Origin of the sequence: Primorskyibacter flagellatus (genome assembly GCF_014638275.1) — a bacterium.
GTDB lineage: Bacteria > Pseudomonadota > Alphaproteobacteria > Rhodobacterales > Rhodobacteraceae > Pseudooceanicola > Pseudooceanicola flagellatus_A.
Window position 1 is genome coordinate 2,187,810 of sequence record NZ_BMFJ01000001.1, and the last position, 16,627, is coordinate 2,204,436.

The 16,627-nt window shown below is 66.0% G+C and carries 16 protein-coding genes and 1 pseudogene; 13 read left to right on the forward strand and 4 right to left on the reverse strand.

The window, feature by feature from the left end:
* Nucleotides 1-48: 48 nt before the first annotated feature.
* A complete protein-coding gene (locus tag IEV87_RS10835; protein WP_188477691.1) occupies nucleotides 49-1,269 on the reverse strand; it encodes an efflux RND transporter periplasmic adaptor subunit in 1,221 nt (406 codons plus the stop codon).
* 160 nt (nucleotides 1,270-1,429) lie between these two features.
* On the opposite strand from IEV87_RS10835, the gene IEV87_RS10840 reads away from it, so the two are divergent.
* Entirely contained in the window at nucleotides 1,430-2,116 is a 687-nt protein-coding gene (locus IEV87_RS10840; RefSeq protein ID WP_188477692.1) for a TetR/AcrR family transcriptional regulator, read from the forward strand.
* Between the two features lies 1 nt (nucleotide 2,117).
* Here the strand turns inward: IEV87_RS10840 and IEV87_RS10845 are convergent, their stop codons facing one another.
* A complete protein-coding gene (locus tag IEV87_RS10845) occupies nucleotides 2,118-2,816 on the reverse strand; it encodes a CDP-alcohol phosphatidyltransferase family protein (RefSeq protein WP_188477693.1) in 699 nt (232 codons plus the stop codon).
* Between the two features lie 244 nt (nucleotides 2,817-3,060).
* Between IEV87_RS10845 and IEV87_RS10850 the strand changes: the two genes are divergently transcribed.
* From IEV87_RS10850 to ptsP, 5 genes are all read left to right on the forward strand, one after another.
* Nucleotides 3,061-3,534, forward strand: a complete 474-nt coding sequence (locus tag IEV87_RS10850; RefSeq protein WP_229737532.1) for an NUDIX hydrolase — start codon at nucleotides 3,061-3,063, stop codon at nucleotides 3,532-3,534.
* Nucleotides 3,535-3,636: 102 nt separating this feature from the next.
* Entirely contained in the window at nucleotides 3,637-4,050 is a 414-nt protein-coding gene (locus IEV87_RS10855) for a DUF1178 family protein (RefSeq protein ID WP_188477694.1), read from the forward strand.
* Nucleotides 4,051-4,052: 2 nt separating this feature from the next.
* Entirely contained in the window at nucleotides 4,053-4,712 is a 660-nt protein-coding gene (locus tag IEV87_RS10860; protein WP_188477695.1) for an SDR family NAD(P)-dependent oxidoreductase, read from the forward strand.
* Nucleotides 4,713-4,865: 153 nt separating this feature from the next.
* Nucleotides 4,866-6,101: an aspartate kinase gene (locus tag IEV87_RS10865; RefSeq protein WP_188477696.1), complete on the forward strand. Its 1,236-nt coding sequence runs from the start codon at nucleotides 4,866-4,868 to the stop codon at nucleotides 6,099-6,101.
* 223 nt (nucleotides 6,102-6,324) lie between these two features.
* Complete coding sequence (ptsP, locus tag IEV87_RS10870; RefSeq protein ID WP_188477697.1) at nucleotides 6,325-8,568, forward strand: phosphoenolpyruvate--protein phosphotransferase; 2,244 nt, start codon at nucleotides 6,325-6,327, stop codon at nucleotides 8,566-8,568.
* Between the two features lie 4 nt (nucleotides 8,569-8,572).
* Here ptsP and IEV87_RS10875 read toward each other — a convergent pair whose 3' ends face one another.
* Both IEV87_RS10875 and IEV87_RS10880 read right to left on the reverse strand, forming a co-directional pair.
* Complete coding sequence (locus IEV87_RS10875; protein ID WP_188477698.1) at nucleotides 8,573-9,103, reverse strand: adenine phosphoribosyltransferase; 531 nt, start codon at nucleotides 9,101-9,103, stop codon at nucleotides 8,573-8,575.
* Nucleotides 9,104-9,105: 2 nt separating this feature from the next.
* A complete protein-coding gene (locus tag IEV87_RS10880; RefSeq protein WP_188477699.1) occupies nucleotides 9,106-9,975 on the reverse strand; it encodes an S-methyl-5'-thioadenosine phosphorylase in 870 nt (289 codons plus the stop codon).
* A gap of 360 nt (nucleotides 9,976-10,335) precedes the next feature.
* Between IEV87_RS10880 and IEV87_RS10885 the strand changes: the two genes are divergently transcribed.
* The 7 genes and pseudogenes from IEV87_RS10885 (at nucleotide 10,336) to IEV87_RS10915 (ending at nucleotide 16,619) form a co-directional block, all read left to right on the forward strand.
* Nucleotides 10,336-10,983, forward strand: a complete 648-nt coding sequence (locus IEV87_RS10885) for a TetR/AcrR family transcriptional regulator (RefSeq protein WP_188477700.1) — start codon at nucleotides 10,336-10,338, stop codon at nucleotides 10,981-10,983.
* A complete protein-coding gene (locus IEV87_RS10890; RefSeq protein ID WP_188478412.1) occupies nucleotides 10,980-11,750 on the forward strand; it encodes an ABC transporter ATP-binding protein in 771 nt (256 codons plus the stop codon). The genes IEV87_RS10885 and IEV87_RS10890 overlap by 4 nt, the downstream gene beginning before the upstream one ends.
* 62 nt (nucleotides 11,751-11,812) lie before the next feature.
* A pseudogene (locus IEV87_RS10895) lies at nucleotides 11,813-12,457 on the forward strand (ABC transporter ATP-binding protein); the annotation flags it as partial.
* Nucleotides 12,457-13,311: a branched-chain amino acid ABC transporter permease gene (locus IEV87_RS10900; protein ID WP_188477702.1), complete on the forward strand. Its 855-nt coding sequence runs from the start codon at nucleotides 12,457-12,459 to the stop codon at nucleotides 13,309-13,311. The pseudogene IEV87_RS10895 and the gene IEV87_RS10900, both read left to right, overlap by 1 nt.
* Nucleotides 13,312-13,314: 3 nt before the next feature.
* Nucleotides 13,315-14,235 carry a branched-chain amino acid ABC transporter permease gene (locus IEV87_RS10905; protein ID WP_188477703.1) on the forward strand — a complete coding sequence of 307 codons (921 nt, stop codon included), beginning with the start codon at nucleotides 13,315-13,317 and terminating at the stop codon, nucleotides 14,233-14,235.
* A gap of 139 nt (nucleotides 14,236-14,374) precedes the next feature.
* Nucleotides 14,375-15,601 carry an ABC transporter substrate-binding protein gene (locus tag IEV87_RS10910; protein ID WP_188477704.1) on the forward strand — a complete coding sequence of 409 codons (1,227 nt, stop codon included), beginning with the start codon at nucleotides 14,375-14,377 and terminating at the stop codon, nucleotides 15,599-15,601.
* A gap of 76 nt (nucleotides 15,602-15,677) precedes the next feature.
* The gene (locus tag IEV87_RS10915; RefSeq protein WP_188477705.1) at nucleotides 15,678-16,619 is read left to right on the forward strand and encodes an MBL fold metallo-hydrolase; all 942 of its coding nucleotides are present in this window, start codon (nucleotides 15,678-15,680) and stop codon (nucleotides 16,617-16,619) included.
* Nucleotides 16,620-16,627 lie beyond the last annotated feature (8 nt).

Sequence of the window (16,627 nt, forward strand, 5' to 3'; positions counted from 1 at the left end):
CTGATCGGTTGGTGCGGCGTGGTCGGGGCTGGTGTCAGGCGGGTCCGGTCAGTCCGAGGCGGCGGGGGCAGCCTCAGCGGCCGTGGCTTCGGTCCGGGCTTCGGCCCCCTGCCCTTTCGCGGCCTGTTCTTCGGACGCCTGTGCCTCCGCTGCCTGCTCCGTCGGGTTGACGGTCGCGCCGGGCCCGACCTTCTGCAGGCCCGCCACGATGACGCGGTCTCCGGCAGCAAGGCCTTCGGTGACGATCCAGTCGGTTCCAAGGTCCTGCAGAACGGTCAGCGTTCGCTGTTCGACGACGTTCTCGGCGTTCACCGCATAGGCCGTCGGCTGACCGCGCCGGTCGCGGCTGACCGCGATCTGCGGCACGCGCACGGCATTGTCGATGGTGCCCTGCGGCATTTCCACCTGCACGTACATGCCGGGCAGCAGGAACCGGTCGGGATTGGCAAAAGACAGGCGCAGGACGATGGTGCCGGTCTCCTCCTTCACATGCGGTTCGGCGGCAGCCAGCTTGCCCGCCTGTTCATAGGCCGTGCCGTCGGCAAGGGTCAGGATGACGTCATAGGACATCTCCTCCGCCATCGAGGGCGCGGCCCCGCTGCGACGCCAGCGAAGGATGTCGGCTGCGGACTGGGTGACGTCCACGTAGACCGGATCCAGCGTGCGGATTGTGGTCAGTGCCGTCGCCTGACCCGAAGTGACAAGCGCCCCCTGCGTCGCCTGCGACAGGCCGGCGACGCCGGAGATCGGGGCGCGGATGATCGTGCGTTCCAGATTGATCTGGCTGGAGAGCAGGTTGGCCTCGGCCACCTTCACGGCGGCGGCGGCACTGTCGCGCTGCGCGGTGGCGCTGTCGAGTTCCTGCTGCGCGACGACGTTACGCTCCTTCAGGCGGGTCTGGCGGTCGAATTCCACCTCCGCCGATTTCAGGGCGGCGCGGGCCTGGTCGACGCTGGCCTCGGCCACGGCCTGCGCCGCTTCATATGTCGCCGCGTCGATCTGATAGAGCGGATCGCCCTTTTCCACGGCGCGCCCCTCCGTGAACAGCCGCTCCTGGATGATACCGTTGACCTGCGGGCGCACCTCCGCCTCGGTCGAGGCGGCGACGCGACCGGGCAGCGGCACGGTGAGGGTGATCTCCTCGGCCTTCAGCGTAACGACCGTAACCGGCGAAGGCGGCATCTGCTGCTGCGCCAGCACCGGGGCTGCGGCGAGGCCGATCGCAAGCGCGAGGGCCGTGCGCGGGCTGACAAGTCGGGACATGGGCATCGGGATGCTCCGCTCTGAACGTCTGAGGGACGGACGCCGGGTCGGGACGGCGCGCCGGATGGCCGGACTTCCGCCGTGACGGAGGAGACCACTTGCCACCAGTTATTGAAACCCGCTAGTTTTGTAAATACCGGAACGCACACTGCGGAGAGCTGGCGCAATGGCTGCTGACAAAGGTGACACGGAAGGAACCGCGCGACGGGCCGCCGCGCCAGCCGCAACGCGCCGGGGTCGTCCGCCGCAGATGGATCAGGAGACCCGGCGGGCGCAGATCCTGTCCGCGGCGCAACAGCTCCTGAACAGCGCGCCCTTCGACTCCGTCCACATGGATGCCATCGCGGTCGAGGCGGGGATGTCCAAGCGGACTCTTTACGACCTGTTCGACAACCGCAACGCCCTGCTCGGCGAGGCGATTTCCGAGATGGGGCGCGGGATTTTCCGGTCGCTCGCCCCGGAGGAACGTGCCCTGCCGCTGGCAGACCGGCTGAATATCCTGCTGACACTCAACGTCCCGCCCGAGGCGGAGATCAAGAAGATCGACTTCCTGCGCGCCATCATCGCCAAGGTCGACCTCTATCACGACATCGCGCAGTCGATGTGCCGCAACGGGCGCGACGCGCTGCGGGCCAACCTGACCCGGGAGCTAGAGCGCGCAGCCGGGGCCGGAGAGATCGTCCTGACCGAAGGCACCATAACAGAGGCCGCAGAGATGCTCTGCGACATGGCCTTTCACAATCCGATGGAGCGGCTGCTCGATCCGGCGGCGGCTGCCCCGTCCCCGGCAGAGGTCAGGGCACGGCGCGACATGGCCATCCGGGTCTTTCTGCGGGGCTGCGGGGCGGGGTAAGTCAGGCCTCGCGCGGGGGAAACAGCTGTTGCAGGATCCCGGCGCCGAGCAGGTAGAGAGAGGTCGTCACCAGCCCGACCTGGCCAATCACGCCCGGGTCGAAGTGATCGCGCGCGGCCCAGGCGGCGAAGCCGGTCCACAGCACCGCCACCGGCAGCGACACCATGCGCCAGCGGCGGGTCCTGACGGGGTGGATGAACTTCAGCGGCGCGAACATTGCGGCGGCAAGGATGGTAATGACGGGTATGATGACACCAGGCGGCGGCGTGGTCGCGAAAAGCACCAGAACCAGCATGTTCCAGCAGCCGGGAAAGCCGAGGAAACTGTTGTCCGAGGTCTTCATCCAGTTGCCGGCAAAATAGAGCCCGCTTGAAAAGGTGATGCCGAACAGTGCGATCCACGACCAGACACCCGGCAGAATGCCCGACTGGAACAGCGCGTAGGCCGGGATGAACACATAAGTCAGGTAATCGATGATAAGGTCGAGCAGCGCGCCGTCGATATGCGGCGCATAGGTACGGACGTCGTATTTACGTGCCAGCGGGCCATCGATGCCGTCCACCGCGAAGGCGACGACCAGCCAGAGAAACATGTGTCCCCACCTCTGTTCCACCGCCGCGAGAAGTGCGAGCATGGCAAAAACCGCTCCGGTGGCGGTCAGGAGATGAACCGAAAAGGCCCTGAGGACGGAGGTCGACATTCACATGTATTAGCGCAATGCGGTGGAAATGGAAGTCCTGCATGCTGCGGTGGAGGAGGATGGTAGTCCCGGGGCGAAACGGCAACATGCAACAACAACTGCCCGAATATTCCGCGCCAGACACTATCAGTAGTTGTCCGACTCGCGGATCTGCGGCACGTTAACCGAATATTAAGTAAATCATCACATGAGAGATCCGAGTGCATTCTTGATGGATCCGGCGGAGCAGGACGAAGGAGAGGGCTTGAGCTTTCAGCGGAAACTTACGGTTCCCCCGGCCCTGTCGCAGTTCGATGCGACGGACATCCGCACGCAGTACGCGGCGCTCTGCTATCGCATCGTGAACGACAAGGTCCGGGTGCTTCTGATCACCAGCCGGGGCACGAAACGCTGGATCGTGCCGAAGGGGTGGCCGATGGCCAAGAAGGACCCGCACGAGGCCGCGCTGCAGGAGGCGGCGGAAGAGGCCGGCGTGATCGGGCGCGCGTGGTCGGACCCTCTCGGCCAGTATACCTACATGAAGCTGATGCCGGACGGGTCCGAAATCCCCTGCATCGGGTTGCTGTTCCCGGTGCGTGTCCGCCTGCTCAAGGCCGAGTACCCCGAGGCGAACGAACGCGACCGCAAGTGGTTCAGCCGCAAGAAGGCCGCGCGCAAGGTGGACGAGCCCGACCTGGCCGGGCTGATCCGCGATTTCGATCCTGCCGCGCTGGACTGACCCGGGCGGACCGAATGGCCGGGACGGCGGGGCGGCTTGCATCGACCGGATGCACGGCTATGTAATATGTCAGTTCCGCGACAGGGATTGACCGGGAAAAAAATGATCCAGTTCAGCCTGAAATGCGACAGGGACCACCGTTTCGACAGCTGGTTCCAGTCGGCCGACGCCTTCGACACGCTCCACGGCAAGGGCCTTGTGACCTGTGCCGTCTGCGGCTCCTCCACGGTCGACAAGGCCATGATGGCCCCGCGGGTGTCCAAGGGGCAGGCCAAGCCGCTCTCCACCCCCGCGACGGCTGCGGAACAGGCGCTGGCCGATCTGCGCCGCCGGATCGAGGCGGAGTCGGACTATGTCGGGTCAGACTTTGCCCGCGAAGCCCGCCGGATCCACGAGGGCGAGGCAGAGGCGCGTTCCATCCACGGCGAAGCCCGCGCGGACGAGGCACGCGCGCTGATCGAGGACGGCGTATCGGTCGTACCCCTTCCCTTCCTGATGACCCGCAAGGCACACTGACGGTGCGGGTGGCGATCACAGGTGCCAGCCGGGGCATCGGCGCCCGGCTGATGGCGGCCTATTCCTCTCGGGGTGCCGAGGTGATGGGAACCTCGCGCCGTGGCGGGAACGGGCTGGTGGCGCTGGATTTGGCAGAGAGCCCCGACTTCGCCCCCCTCGTCGCGTCGGTCGGGGACGGGCCGCTGGACCTGCTGGTCTGCAATGCGGGGATCTACCCGGACAAGGGGCAGTCGCTGGACACAGGCTTTGACTGCGCGACCTGGGCGCGGTCGATGGCGGTGAATGTCGCGGGGCCCTTCCTGACCGTGCAGGCCCTGTTGCCCGCGCTGCGGCGGACCGCGTCAACGTCGGGGGGCGCGAAGATCGCGATCATCTCCTCTGCCATGGGCAGCCAGGCGCGGGCGCCGGGCGGGTCCTATATCTACCGCGCGTCCAAGGCGGCGGCGCTGAACGTCGCGCGGAACCTGTCGCGCGACCTCGCGCGGGACAGCATCGTGGTCGGGGCCTACCATCCGGGATGGGTCCGGACGGACATGGGCGGCGCAGGGGCCGAAATCGACGCGGATCAGTCGGCCGAGGGGCTTGTGGCGCGTTTCGAGGAACTCACTGCGGCGACGACAGGCTGTTTCCGGAACTGGGACGGAGCGGACATTCCGTTCTGACCAGGCGCCTTGCGCGCCATGCTCCTGTTATCGACGCCACTTGCGCTTTGCCCCTTCTTCGGCGCCACTTGCGCTTTGTCCCTTCTTCGGCGCCACTTGCGCTTTGCCGTGCACCTCTCTAAACCGCCGCGGAACCAGGTCAGGGACAGATTGATGCCCGTTCTCGTCATGAAATTCGGCGGCACCTCCGTCGCCACGCTGGACCGCATCCGCCGCGCCGCCAAGAAGGTCGGGGTGGAGGTCGCCAAGGGCTATGACGTGATCGTCATCGTTTCGGCCATGTCCGGCAAGACCAACGAACTTGTGGGCTGGGTCAACGAAACCTCCAAGTTCTACGACGCGCGGGAATACGATGCCGTCGTGTCTTCGGGCGAAAACGTGACCGCCGGGCTGATGGCGCTGACGTTGCAGGAAATGGACGTTCCGGCGCGCTCCTGGCAGGGCTGGCAGGTGCCGCTGAAGACGAACTCCGCCCATTCCCAGGCCCGGATCGAAGAGATCCCGACCGACAACATCAACGCGAAGTTCGCCGAGGGCATGAAGGTCGCCGTCGTCGCGGGCTTTCAGGGCGTCAGCCCAGAGGGGCGGATCACCACGCTTGGCCGTGGCGGGTCCGACACCACGGCAGTGGCCTTTGCGGCCGCCTTCGGGGCCGAGCGCTGCGACATCTATACCGATGTGGACGGCGTCTATACGACCGACCCGCGAGTATCGAACAAGGCCCGTAAACTGGACAAGATCGCCTTTGAGGAGATGCTGGAGCTCGCCTCGCTCGGGGCCAAGGTGCTCCAGACCCGCTCTGTCGAGCTGGCGATGCGGTTCGGGGTGCGCCTTCGGGTGGTCTCGTCCTTCGAGGAACAATCAGATGACGCCGGCACACTGGTCTGTGCCGAGGAGGATATCATGGAAAACCGTCCCGTCTCCGGCATCGCGTTCTCGCGCGAGGAAGCCAAGATGACCCTGATCTCGGTCGCCGACCGGCCCGGGATCGCCGCCGCCATCTTCGGTCCGCTGGCCGAGGGCGGGATCAACGTCGACATGATCATTCAGAACATCGCGGAGGAGGGTCGCACCGACATGACCTTCTCCTGCCCCGTCGATCAGGTCGCGCGGGCGGAAAAGGCGCTGAACGATGCCAAGGCGCGGGGCGAAATCAACTTCCACGACCTCGTCGCGGACACGGATGTCGCCAAGGTGTCGGCGGTCGGCATCGGCATGCGGTCGCAGTCGGGCGTCGCGGCGCGGATGTTCAAGACGCTCTCGGACGAGGGTATCAACATCAAGGTTATCGCAACGTCGGAGATCAAGATCTCCGTCCTGATCGACCGGAAATACATGGAACTTGCGGTGCAGGCGCTGCACGACGCGTTCGAGCTCGACAAGGTCTGACAGCAGCTGGTCCGGCATCTCGGCGGTGGTGGCGGGCTGAAGCCCGCCCTACGCGCAGTGTAACCGCGCCGCATGCATAGACCGGGCTTCAGCCCGGCACGCGCCCCCGCCATCGAAATGCTCACTCGCGTTCCAATCCCCCTGCCCCGGCAAAAGGCCCTTTGGCTTTCCGCCGCAATGGTCTAGGCATGGCCCGCAGGGGGACGAAAGGCCGGCACGCGGGATGAGCGACGATTTCCAGACCGACAGCCGCCAGTTGCTGGCCAGGCTGCGCACGGCGATGGCCGAGGACGCGGCCGGGCAGGCACGGCTGGACAAGATCACGCATCTGATCGCCGATTCGATGCGCACGGAGGTATGCTCCGTCTACCTGTTCCGCGATGCCGAGACGCTGGAGCTTTGCGCCACCGAAGGCCTGCGCGCGGAAGCCGTGCACCAGACCCGGATGCGGCTTGGCGAAGGTCTGGTTGGTCGTGTGGGACGCACCGGGCGGATCATCAACACCCCTGACGCGCCGACCGAACCCGGGTTCCGTTTCATGCCCGAGACGGGGGAAGAGATTTATTCCTCCTTCGCGGGTGTCCCGATCCAGCGGCTTGGCGAAAAGCTCGGTGTGCTCGTGGTGCAGTCCAAGACCGCCCGTCGCTTTTCCGAGGACGAGATCACCGCGCTGGAGGTTGTCGCAATGGTGCTGGCCGAGATGACGGAGCTGGGCGTCTTTGTCGGTGAGGGCGCGGCCCTGACGAAACTGCACACCAAGCCTGTCGTCTTTCGCGGACTGACCGGACAGGAAGGCGCGGCAGAGGGCCGTGTCTGGCTGCACGAACCCCGCGTGGTCATCACCAATCCGATCGCCGACGATCCGGTGCGCGAGGGTGAGCGGTTGAGTACCGCGATGGACCAGTTGCGCGACGTGGTCGACCAGCTGGTCACCGGCATCGCCGGAGATGACAAGGAACAGCTGGAGGTTCTGGAGACCTACCGGATGTTCGCCAACTCCAAGGGCTGGAAACGCCGGATGGAGGAGGACGTCGCCCGGGGTCTTTCCGCCGAGGCGGCGGTCGAAAAGGAACAGTCCACCGCCCGCGCGCGGATGGAGACGATCACCGACCCCTACCTGCGCGGCCGGATGCATGACCTCGACGACCTGTCCAACCGGCTGCTGCGCATCCTGTCGGGTCAGGGCAAGGAGACGGGGGCCGACATGCCCGCCGACCCGATCCTCGTCGCGCGCAACATCGGCCCGGCGGAACTGCTGGACTACGGACGGTCCCTGCGCGGCATCGTGCTGGAGGAGGGTTCCGTCGGGTCCCACGCCGCCATCGTGGCCAGGTCGCTGGCGATCCCGCTGGTGATCCATGCCGAACGCATCACGACAGAGGCGCTGAACGGCGATCACATCCTGCTCGACGGGGACAACGGCATCGCCCACCTCAGGGCCGAGGATCAGGTCGTCAATGCCTTCCGCGACAAGCTGGCGATGCAGAACAAGGCGCAGGAGCGCTACGCCTCCATCCGCGACACGGATGCGGTATCGGCCTGTGGCGAACGGGTGCATCTGGTCATGAACGCCGGGCTCATGGCCGACCTGCCCTCGCTTGCCAGTTCCGGGGCGGAGGGGGTCGGGCTGTTCCGGACCGAGCTGCAGTTCCTCGTCCGCAACCAGATGCCGAAACGGTCGGAGCTGTCGGCGCTCTATTCCAAGGTGCTTGATTCCGCCGGCGGCAAGAAGGTGGTGTTCCGCACGCTCGACATCGGGTCGGACAAGGTGCTGTCCTACATGAAACCGACCGACGAACCGAACCCCGCGCTTGGCTGGCGGGCGATCCGGGTCGGTCTGGACAAGCCCGGCGTGATGCGGATGCAGCTGCAGGCACTGGTGCGCGCGGCCAACGGACGGCCGCTGACGGTGATGTTCCCCTTCGTCGCGCAGTACGATGAATACCGCGCCGCCCGGGCCGAGATGGACAAGGCGCTGGAGCGCGAGCGCATCCTCGGCCACCCCCTGCCGGAAACGCTGGAGGTCGGGGCGATGCTGGAAACCCCTTCCCTCGCCTTCGCGCCGCGCCGGTTCTTCGAAGAGGTGCAGTTCCTGTCGATCGGCGGCAATGACCTCAAGCAGTTCTTCTTCGCGGCGGACCGGGAAAACGAACGGGTGCGGCGGCGCTATGACACGCTGAACGTTTCGTTCCTGAGCTTTGTGCAGAACATCGTCGACCGTTGTGCGGAAACCGGCACCCCCCTGTCCTTCTGCGGAGAGGACGCGGGCCGCCCGGTCGAAGCCATGTGCCTTGCCGCAATGGGGCTTCGGACGCTGTCGATGCGCCCGGCCTCCATCGGGCCGGTGAAATCGCTGCTGCTGCGCACCGACCTCGGAGCGCTGCGCGGGGTGATCGAACAGGCGCGCGAGGATGGTCTGCAGTCGGTCCGCGAACCGGTGATGGAGTTCCTGCGGTCTCAGGGCTGAGCGTTCAGGCACCCTCAAAGGCGCAGAGCGCGACCACCGGCATCCCCAGCCTTTCCAGTAGCGCGCGCCCGCCCAGCTCCGGCAGATCGACGACGAAGGCGCAGCCGGCGATCTCTCCGCCAAGGCGCTCGACCAGCGAAATCCCCGCGGCGCAGGTACCCCCGGTCGCCAGCAGGTCGTCGACGATCAGCACACGCTCACCTGCCGCGATGGCGTCGTCATGGATCTCCACACGCGCCTGGCCGTATTCCAGCGTGTAATCCTCTCCGATCACCGCGCCCGGCAGTTTTCCCGCCTTGCGCACCGGTACGAACCCAGTGGAAAGCTGATGCGCCACCGCGCCGCCCAGGATGAAGCCCCGCGCCTCCAGCCCGACGACCTTGTCGATGCGCTGCCCCGCAAAGGGGGCGACCAGCTGGTCCACGGCCATCCGGAAACCGCGCGGGCTGGCGAACAGGGTCGTCACGTCGCGGAACATGATCCCCTCGTGGGGGAAATCGGGGATCGTCCGGATGTAGTCCTTCACGCTGTCCATCATCAGCCTCCCAGAACGCGGCCGGCCACGGTCGCGAGTTTCGCCACCAGTACCGGGTCGCGGCGGTCCGGGGCGGTTATGATCGCATATTCCAGGGCCCTGTCGCAGGCCTGATCGCACCGATGGTCCAACCGGGACGGCATGCCCGCTATCATTTCCCGCGCGCGGGCCGAGTTTCCGGTCAGCACGCGCACGATCTCGGTCACGTCGACCTCTCCGTGATCCGGATGCCAGCTGTCATAATCGGTGACCATGGCAACCGTGGCGTAATGCAGCTCTGCCTCGCGGGCGAGCTTGGCCTCGGGCATGTTGGTCATGCCGATGACATCCGCGCCCCAGTGCTCACGATACATGCGGCTTTCGGCGAGGGAGGAAAACTGCGGCCCCTCCATCGCCAGGTAACAGCCGCCGTCGTGCACCGTGACACCCGCCGTCCGCGCCGCGTCAGCCGCGGCCCTGCCGAGCGCCCTGCAGGCAGGATGGGCCATGGAGACATGGGCGACGCAGCCCGATGAGAAAAAGCTCTTCTTCCGGTCGACGGTGCGGTCGATGAACTGGTCGCAGATCACGAAATCGCCAGGCTTCATCTCTTCCCGGAACGATCCGCAGGCCGATACCGACAGAACATGGGTCGCGCCAAGCTGTTTCAACGCATCGATATTGGCGCGGTAAGGCACATCCGTGGGGCTGTGCACATGACCCCGACCGTGGCGCGGCAGGAAGGCCATGGGCAGCCCGTCAAGCACCCCGGTGAGGATCGCGTCGGAGGGCGCACCCCAGGGGGTCGATACCTCCTGCCAGACCGCGCCTTCAAGGCCTTCGATCTCGTAAAGGCCGGATCCGCCAATCACGGCCAGCATTGTGTCGCTCATCGCGTCCTCCGTTCAACCCTGCCCGTTCTGGCCAATACCGTCTGAAAGAACAACGCAAATCGCCTCCCGCGCCCGTTCCTGCTTTCACCTTGCCCGAAATATCCCGGGGGAGTCCGAAGGACGGGGGCAGCGCCCCCGACTCACACCCGGCTGCAAGTCGGGACGGTGCCCATTTTCGGTCCGGCTTTGCCCCGCCGTCCCCCGTCAGGCCCGCGAATTGGACAGGCCACCCCGCCAGTTCCGCCGAAAAAAGATGCGGCTGCCCCGTTGTCTCCATCAAAAAAACAGTCACGACTGTTTTTTTGTTTGTTCGAGTTCCCGGACGAGCCTCTTCTGCCGGAAAGACCGGCGGAAGGCGTGATGACGACAGACACGGACATAACGGACGGGCGCGAACTCAAGGGCGCCGCGATGCGGGCCCGGCTGAGAGCCGCGACCGAGGCAATCATCGCGGAGGTCGGCGTCGAGGCGGCCTCCGGAAAGGCCGTGGCCGAGCTGTGCGGCGTGTCCCGCGGCGCCCTGTTGCACCACTACCCGACCCGGGACGATCTCATTATAGATACCGCCCGCCATTTCTGGCAGCGCGCCCGCGACGTGGTCGTGCGACTGGCCGAAGAAGTGGCCGCCGGGCGGAGCGACGTGCGCCGTTATGTCACCACGCTTTACGACGAAGTCTTTCCGGCCAACGCCCTCGTGACCATGCTGGACCTCGTCGTTCTGGGCCGGAAGGAATCGCAGATCGGCGAGGCGGTGGACGAGATCCTGTCGGACCTGTTCCACGCCTACGAGGAATTCGGCATCCGCGCGCTGTCGCATTCGCGGCTCCCGGCCGAGGAGGTCAGGATCATCATCACCTTCACCGTTTCGACCCTGCGCGGTCTGCGGATCCAGAACAACATCGAGCCGGACAGCGAAAAGGAAGCCGCGGTCCTGGACATGCTCGTCGCCGCCATCCAGAGCCGGATCGACGCCGCCAAGGTGGACCATTCCGGCGGAGGTGCGGCATGAGTGTCGCGCGCATCGAAGTCGACGGCCTGAGCAAGGTTCTCGGCGGGGTGACCGTGGTTAACAACGTCTCCTTCCAGGTCGATCCGGGGCAGATCATGGGCCTGATCGGGCCGAATGGTGCGGGCAAGACCACCATGTTCAACCTGATATCGGGCGTTCTGCGTCCCGACGCGGGCAAGCTGCGGGTCAACGGGCGGGATGTCACCGGGCTGCCGCCCTACAGGCTGGCCCGGCACGGCATTGTCCGCAGCTTCCAGCTGTCGCGCGAACTGGACCGCCTGTCGGTTCTGGACAACGTGCTGCTGGCCGCGCCGAGCCACCCCGGCGAAACGCTTGGCGGCGCGCTGTTCCGGCCCTTCGCCGTGCGCCGTGCCGAAACCGAACTGACCCGCACCGCGCGCGAGATGCTGGCGCTCGTCTCACTGACGCCACACGAATCCAAACCGGCCGGCGCCCTGTCCGGCGGGCAGAAGAAGCTGCTGGAACTGGCGCGCGCCCTGATGGCCGGGGCCGACACGATCCTGCTGGACGAAATCGCGGCCGGCGTCGCGCCGCATCTGGTGGAGGAGATCATCGCCATCGTGCAGAAGCTGAACCGGGATCTGGGCAAGACCTTCCTCATCATCGAACACAATGTCGGGTTCATCCGCGCCCTCACCAGCCGGGTCGTCGTCATGGCGGCGGGCGAACTGCTGGCCGAGGGCAGCTTCGATCACGTCTCGCGCAATCCCGCGGTGATCGAGTCCTACCTGGGACAAGCCGCATGACCCGGCTCACCCTCGATCACCTCAACGTGGGCTACGGCGGTGCGGATATCGTGAAGGACATCTCACTCTCGGTCGGATCCGGAGAGATCGTCGCGATCATCGGTCCGAACGGCGCGGGCAAGTCGACCCTTCTCAAGGGCCTGGCCGGGGTCGCCAGGGTCACCTCCGGCGGGCTCGAGGTGGACGGGACCGACCTTGTCCCGCTCAGCCCGTTCGAAAGGGCGATACAGGGTGTGGCGTTCATGCCCCAGGATCGCAACGTCTTCCGCACGCTGACCGTGACAGAGAACCTCGAGACAAGTGCGTGGGGACACGATGACATCCGCGCCCGCATGGACGAGGTGATCGCCCTTCTGCCGACCCTCTCGGGTTATCTGAACAAGGCGGCCGGGGGGCTGTCGGGCGGCCAGCGCCAGATGGCAGCGCTTGGCATGACGCTGATGTCGCGGCCGACCATCCTGCTGGTTGACGAACCGACCGCCGGACTGTCCCCCAACCTGGTGGGAGAGATGCTGGACGTCCTCGCCAACCTGACCCGCCACGCCGGGATCGGAGTTCTGATCGTCGAACAGAATGCCCGCGCAGCGCTGACGCGGGCGGATCGCGCGGTCGTGCTTGTCGATGGCCGCCTGCGCCGGGTCGGACCCGCGGCAGAGCTGGCCGGAGAGCCGGATTTCGGGGCGCTTTTCTTCGGAGACCACGCCTGATGCAACTTATCCTGAATGCAATCGCCAGTGCCGCCGTGCTCGCCCCTGCCGCCATCGGTTTCACACTGATTTTCACCCTGTTCCGCTATACCAATTTCGCGGCCGGAGCACTGATGACCGCCGGGGCCTTTGCCGCCTGGCAGATGAACGACCTCGGCCTGCCGATCTGGCTGGGCGGAATCTGCGCGGTGGCCTTCGCCTCGGGCCTGCTGATGCTCAGCGACCGGGTGGTCTTCGAGCCGCTGCGGGGACGCAGCGGCGGCACGCTGCTGCTGGTCTCCATCGCGCTGTCGGTCATCATCGACAACGTGATCCGCTTTGCCTACGGCACCCAGATCCGGGCTTTCGACCTGCCGCTCAGGCCGCCGCTGACCTACGCGGGGCTGCGGTTCACTCCTGAAACGCTTTCAGTCATCGGCATCTCTGTCGTGGCAACCCTGGCCGTCGGTGCGCTGCTGGCCTTCACCCGGCTCGGGCGGGCGCTGCGTGCGGTGGCGGACAACCCGTCCCTGTCGTCGATCCGGGGGCTGCCGGTGCCCCGGATCGAGGCGGCGGGCATCCTGCTGGCCGGCGCGCTCTTCGGTCTCAGCGGCACGCTCGCCGGGCTGGACCTGGCGATCGAGCCGAACCTGAGCTGGGCCCTGACCATTCCCGTCATCGCCGCGGCCATCGTGGGCGGGCTCGGCTCTCCGCTCGGGGCGGCGCTTGGCGCGGTCATCATCGGCCTGGCCGAGGAACTGACGGTCGCCTTCATCTCTGCCCCCTACAAGGGCGCGGTCGGGTTCGTCGTCATCGCGCTGGTCCTGCTTCTGCGCCCGCAGGGACTGCTGGGCCGCGCCGTGGAAAGGAAATAAGACATGGACGCCTATCTCGTCGCCATCCTGACCACGGCCGCGATCTACGTGATCCTCGCGCTGGCGCTGAACATGCAGTTCGGGCTGACCGGTCTGATGAACTTCGGCGTCGTGGGTTTCTACGGGCTGGGAGCCTATAGCAGCGGCATCATGACGGAAACGCTCGGCCAGCCGATCGTCATGGGAATGCTGGCCGCGATGATCGTGGGCGGCACGGCAGGGGCACTGGTATCCCTGCTGTCAATCAGGCTGAGCGGAGACTTCCTGGCCATCGTGACCCTGGGCTTCGCCGAGACGATGCGCCTGGCCTTCAACAACGAGGACTGGCTGACCCGCGGACCGCGCGGTTTTCTCATCATGACCCGACCGGTGCTGGAAGGCCTGGGCCGCGACGCCACCGCCTGGTTCATCCTCGGGGTATTCCTGCTGGTCGCGGCCGTGGTCTTCGTGGTCTTCAACCGTCTGGCCGGGTCCCCCTTCGGCCGCGTCCTGCGGTCGATCCGCGAGGACGATCTTGTTCCGGCGACGCTTGGCAAGAACGTGCTCGCCTACCGGCTGAAAGCCTTCGTGCTGGGGTCTTCGGTCATGGCGCTCGCCGGGTCGCTCTATGCGCACTATGTGCAGACCGTCACGCCGGACAATTTCACCACCCAGGTCGCGGTTCTGGTCTGGATGTCGCTGATCGTCGGCGGCGCGGGCAACATGAAGGGCGCGGTGCTGGGCGCACTGGTAGTCACTGCGATCTACGAAGGCACCCGCTTCCTGGCCCCGCTGATGGAGTTCCTGACGCCGACGCAGGTGTCGGCGCTGCGGTTCATCATCATCGGCACCCTGCTGATCGTCGTGGTCCGTTTCCGGCCCGAGGGTCTGCTCCCCGAACGCATCGTCGCCCGCCCGGCGGCGCGGGACCCCGCGCCCGGCTGAAGCCCCCTTTGCCCGCAGGGCCAATGGCCTTGTGCAATTCCGGTGACATCGGTCGCAGAAACCGGCGCACCACCCCCCCGCGCGACACGTGCTTCCTCCTCCTCATGTGCGCGTTCCCCTCCAACAGAAGGATACTGCAATGAAACTATCCCGAAGACTGTTCATTTCCTCCGCCGCCGTCGCCCTGACGGCCCCGGCCTACCTGCGTACAGGCCTCGCCCAATCGGCCCCGATCGTCATCGGCAGCATGACCCCGCTGACCGGCGGCGGCGGCCCCTACGGCCCCGAGAAAAGCGACGCGCACCGCGCCGTGGTCGCCGAGGTGAATGCCAACGGCGGTGTCATGGGGCGCGAGGTCCGACTGATCTCGGAAGACAGCGAAACCAATCCCGAAGCCGCCGTGCGGGCCGCGCGCAAGCTGATCGACGCCGACAAGGTCTCCGCGATCCTGGGGACATGGGCATCCTCGGTGACGCTCGGGATCATGCCGCTGTGTCAGGAGGCAAACGTGCTGCAGCTGTTCTCGGGCTCCTCCGACTACCTGCCGGACGGGGACAGCAAGGGGCTGATCTTCAACCTGCAGCCGCTGAACAAGGCCTGGGCGGTGGCGCTGGCCGACCTCGCCGTGCAGCGCGGGTTCAAGGAGGTTGCCTTCGCCGGGCCGAAGAACGACTTCGCGGCTTCCATGGGAGAAAGCTTCGCAGCCTCATTGCAGGCGCTTGGCGGATCGATCGTCGGGGAGCCGTTCTATTACAACCCCGGCCAGGCCTCCTACCGGGCCGAAGCCGAACAGCTGATCAGGATGAACCCGCCCGCCATCTTCATGGCCGGCTACGTCACCGACTTCATCCCGGTCTACCGGGAACTGATCCGCGGCGGGTTCACCGGCCAGATCATCACCCTGTCCTTTGCCGTGGGTCCCGACTTCAAGGACGCGGTCGGGTCGGCGGCGGACGGCATCCTGCACGGGTCGCCCATCCCGCCGATCGGGAAGGACAGCTACGACGCCTACCTCAAGCTGGTCGGGATCGAGCCTAACGGCCAGGTCCAGAATTCGTACGGCTGCATGGCCTATGACGAAATCAACCTGTGCCTGCTTGGCATGGAGATGGCGAAAAGCACCGTGTCTTCGGATGTCGCCGCGGCCATCCGCCAGATCGCCAACGGTCCTGGCGACCGCGTCACCACCTTTGCCGAGGGCAAGGCGCTGATCGATGCGGGCAAGCCGATGAACTACGACGGGGCCAGTTCCTCTGCCGACTTCCAGGAGAACGGGATGCTCAAGAGCCGCGACTTCGCGCTTTACGAGATCAAGGACGGCAAGGACGAGATCATCCTGACGACGACCAGCGACGCGACCAAGTAAGGCCGCGCCGGAACCAAGGGCGTCCCGCGGTCCGCGGGGCGTCCCACCACTTTAGCAGACAACAGGTTTCAGACTCATGACGACGCAGAGAAACGAGGGGCGGATCAACGAAGGCATGTGGGCCTGGCGGCAACCCGAGAACCACAACAGGATGATCGGCTTCCAGTCCGGGAAAACCCCGGTGCCTGCGCCCAGCAGTGCCGAAAGCGACAGCTTTGAGCTGGCCTATTTCGGCGGCTCCGCCTTTCGCCTGACCGCCCCGTCCGGGCTGACCCTGATGATCGACCCCTGGCGCAACCTGCCGACCGGGAACTGGGACTGGTATCACTATGATTTTCCGCGCGAATGTGTCGATATCGTGCTGTCGACACACGCTCATTTCGACCATGACGCAGTACATATGGTCAGCGCCTCGGTCGTGCTGGACCGGCTGATCGGCAGTTTCGAATTCGGCGACGTCCGGATCATCGGCGTTGCGGACAAGCATGTGAGCGACAGCACCCACAACGCCTATGACTGGGCCGAGATGACACGCCGCCTGACCCCGATCCGGACGGATCCGGACACCAACTGGCGGCCCTTCGACAACTGCATCATCGTGATGGAGATGGCTGGGATGCGGATCCTGCACTGGGGCGACAACCGCCCGAACCCGCCTCAGCATGTCTGGGACGCCATCGGCGCGATCGACATCGCGCTGCTGCCCGTGGACGGGTCGCAGCATGTCCTCAGCGATGCGCAGGCCGACGAGGTGGCCGCGCGCCTGAAGGCCAAGGTCATCGTGCCGCATCACTACGGTATCTGGAACCTGACCGCGCGCGCCTCGACCATGCTTCCCTGCGACGACTGGGTCGATGCCCATGCCGATCCGATCCGGACCGGCAGCGGAACCTACAGGTTCAGCCGGGACTTCGTCATGTCCCAGTCCGGCCGCGTCGTGCATTTCGGAGAGAACCTGGCCTTCGATCCGCCGCTGCAGGCGCCTCCGGAGGACAAGGACCGGCGCAACACGCCCTGACCTTCCCT

Excerpts from the sequence above, each read along its gene's own strand:
- IEV87_RS10845 (WP_188477693.1), bottom strand. The coding sequence starts at position 2,816 with ATGTCGACCTCCGTCCTCAGGGCCTTTTCGGTTCATCTCCTGACCGCC.
- IEV87_RS10880 (WP_188477699.1), bottom strand. The coding sequence starts at position 9,975 with ATGAGCGACACAATGCTGGCCGTGATTGGCGGATCCGGCCTTTACGAG.
- ptsP (WP_188477697.1), top strand. The coding sequence starts at position 6,325 with ATGAGCGACGATTTCCAGACCGACAGCCGCCAGTTGCTGGCCAGGCTG.
- IEV87_RS10890 (WP_188478412.1), top strand. The coding sequence starts at position 10,980 with ATGAGTGTCGCGCGCATCGAAGTCGACGGCCTGAGCAAGGTTCTCGGC.
- IEV87_RS10885 (WP_188477700.1), top strand. The coding sequence starts at position 10,336 with ATGACGACAGACACGGACATAACGGACGGGCGCGAACTCAAGGGCGCC.
- IEV87_RS10910 (WP_188477704.1), top strand. The coding sequence starts at position 14,375 with ATGAAACTATCCCGAAGACTGTTCATTTCCTCCGCCGCCGTCGCCCTG.
- IEV87_RS10865 (WP_188477696.1), top strand. The coding sequence starts at position 4,866 with ATGCCCGTTCTCGTCATGAAATTCGGCGGCACCTCCGTCGCCACGCTG.
- IEV87_RS10840 (WP_188477692.1), top strand. The coding sequence starts at position 1,430 with ATGGCTGCTGACAAAGGTGACACGGAAGGAACCGCGCGACGGGCCGCC.
- IEV87_RS10905 (WP_188477703.1), top strand. The coding sequence starts at position 13,315 with ATGGACGCCTATCTCGTCGCCATCCTGACCACGGCCGCGATCTACGTG.
- IEV87_RS10875 (WP_188477698.1), bottom strand. The coding sequence starts at position 9,103 with ATGGACAGCGTGAAGGACTACATCCGGACGATCCCCGATTTCCCCCAC.
- IEV87_RS10900 (WP_188477702.1), top strand. The coding sequence starts at position 12,457 with ATGCAACTTATCCTGAATGCAATCGCCAGTGCCGCCGTGCTCGCCCCT.
- IEV87_RS10835 (WP_188477691.1), bottom strand. The coding sequence starts at position 1,269 with ATGCCCATGTCCCGACTTGTCAGCCCGCGCACGGCCCTCGCGCTTGCG.
- IEV87_RS10855 (WP_188477694.1), top strand. The coding sequence starts at position 3,637 with ATGATCCAGTTCAGCCTGAAATGCGACAGGGACCACCGTTTCGACAGC.
- IEV87_RS10915 (WP_188477705.1), top strand. The coding sequence starts at position 15,678 with ATGACGACGCAGAGAAACGAGGGGCGGATCAACGAAGGCATGTGGGCC.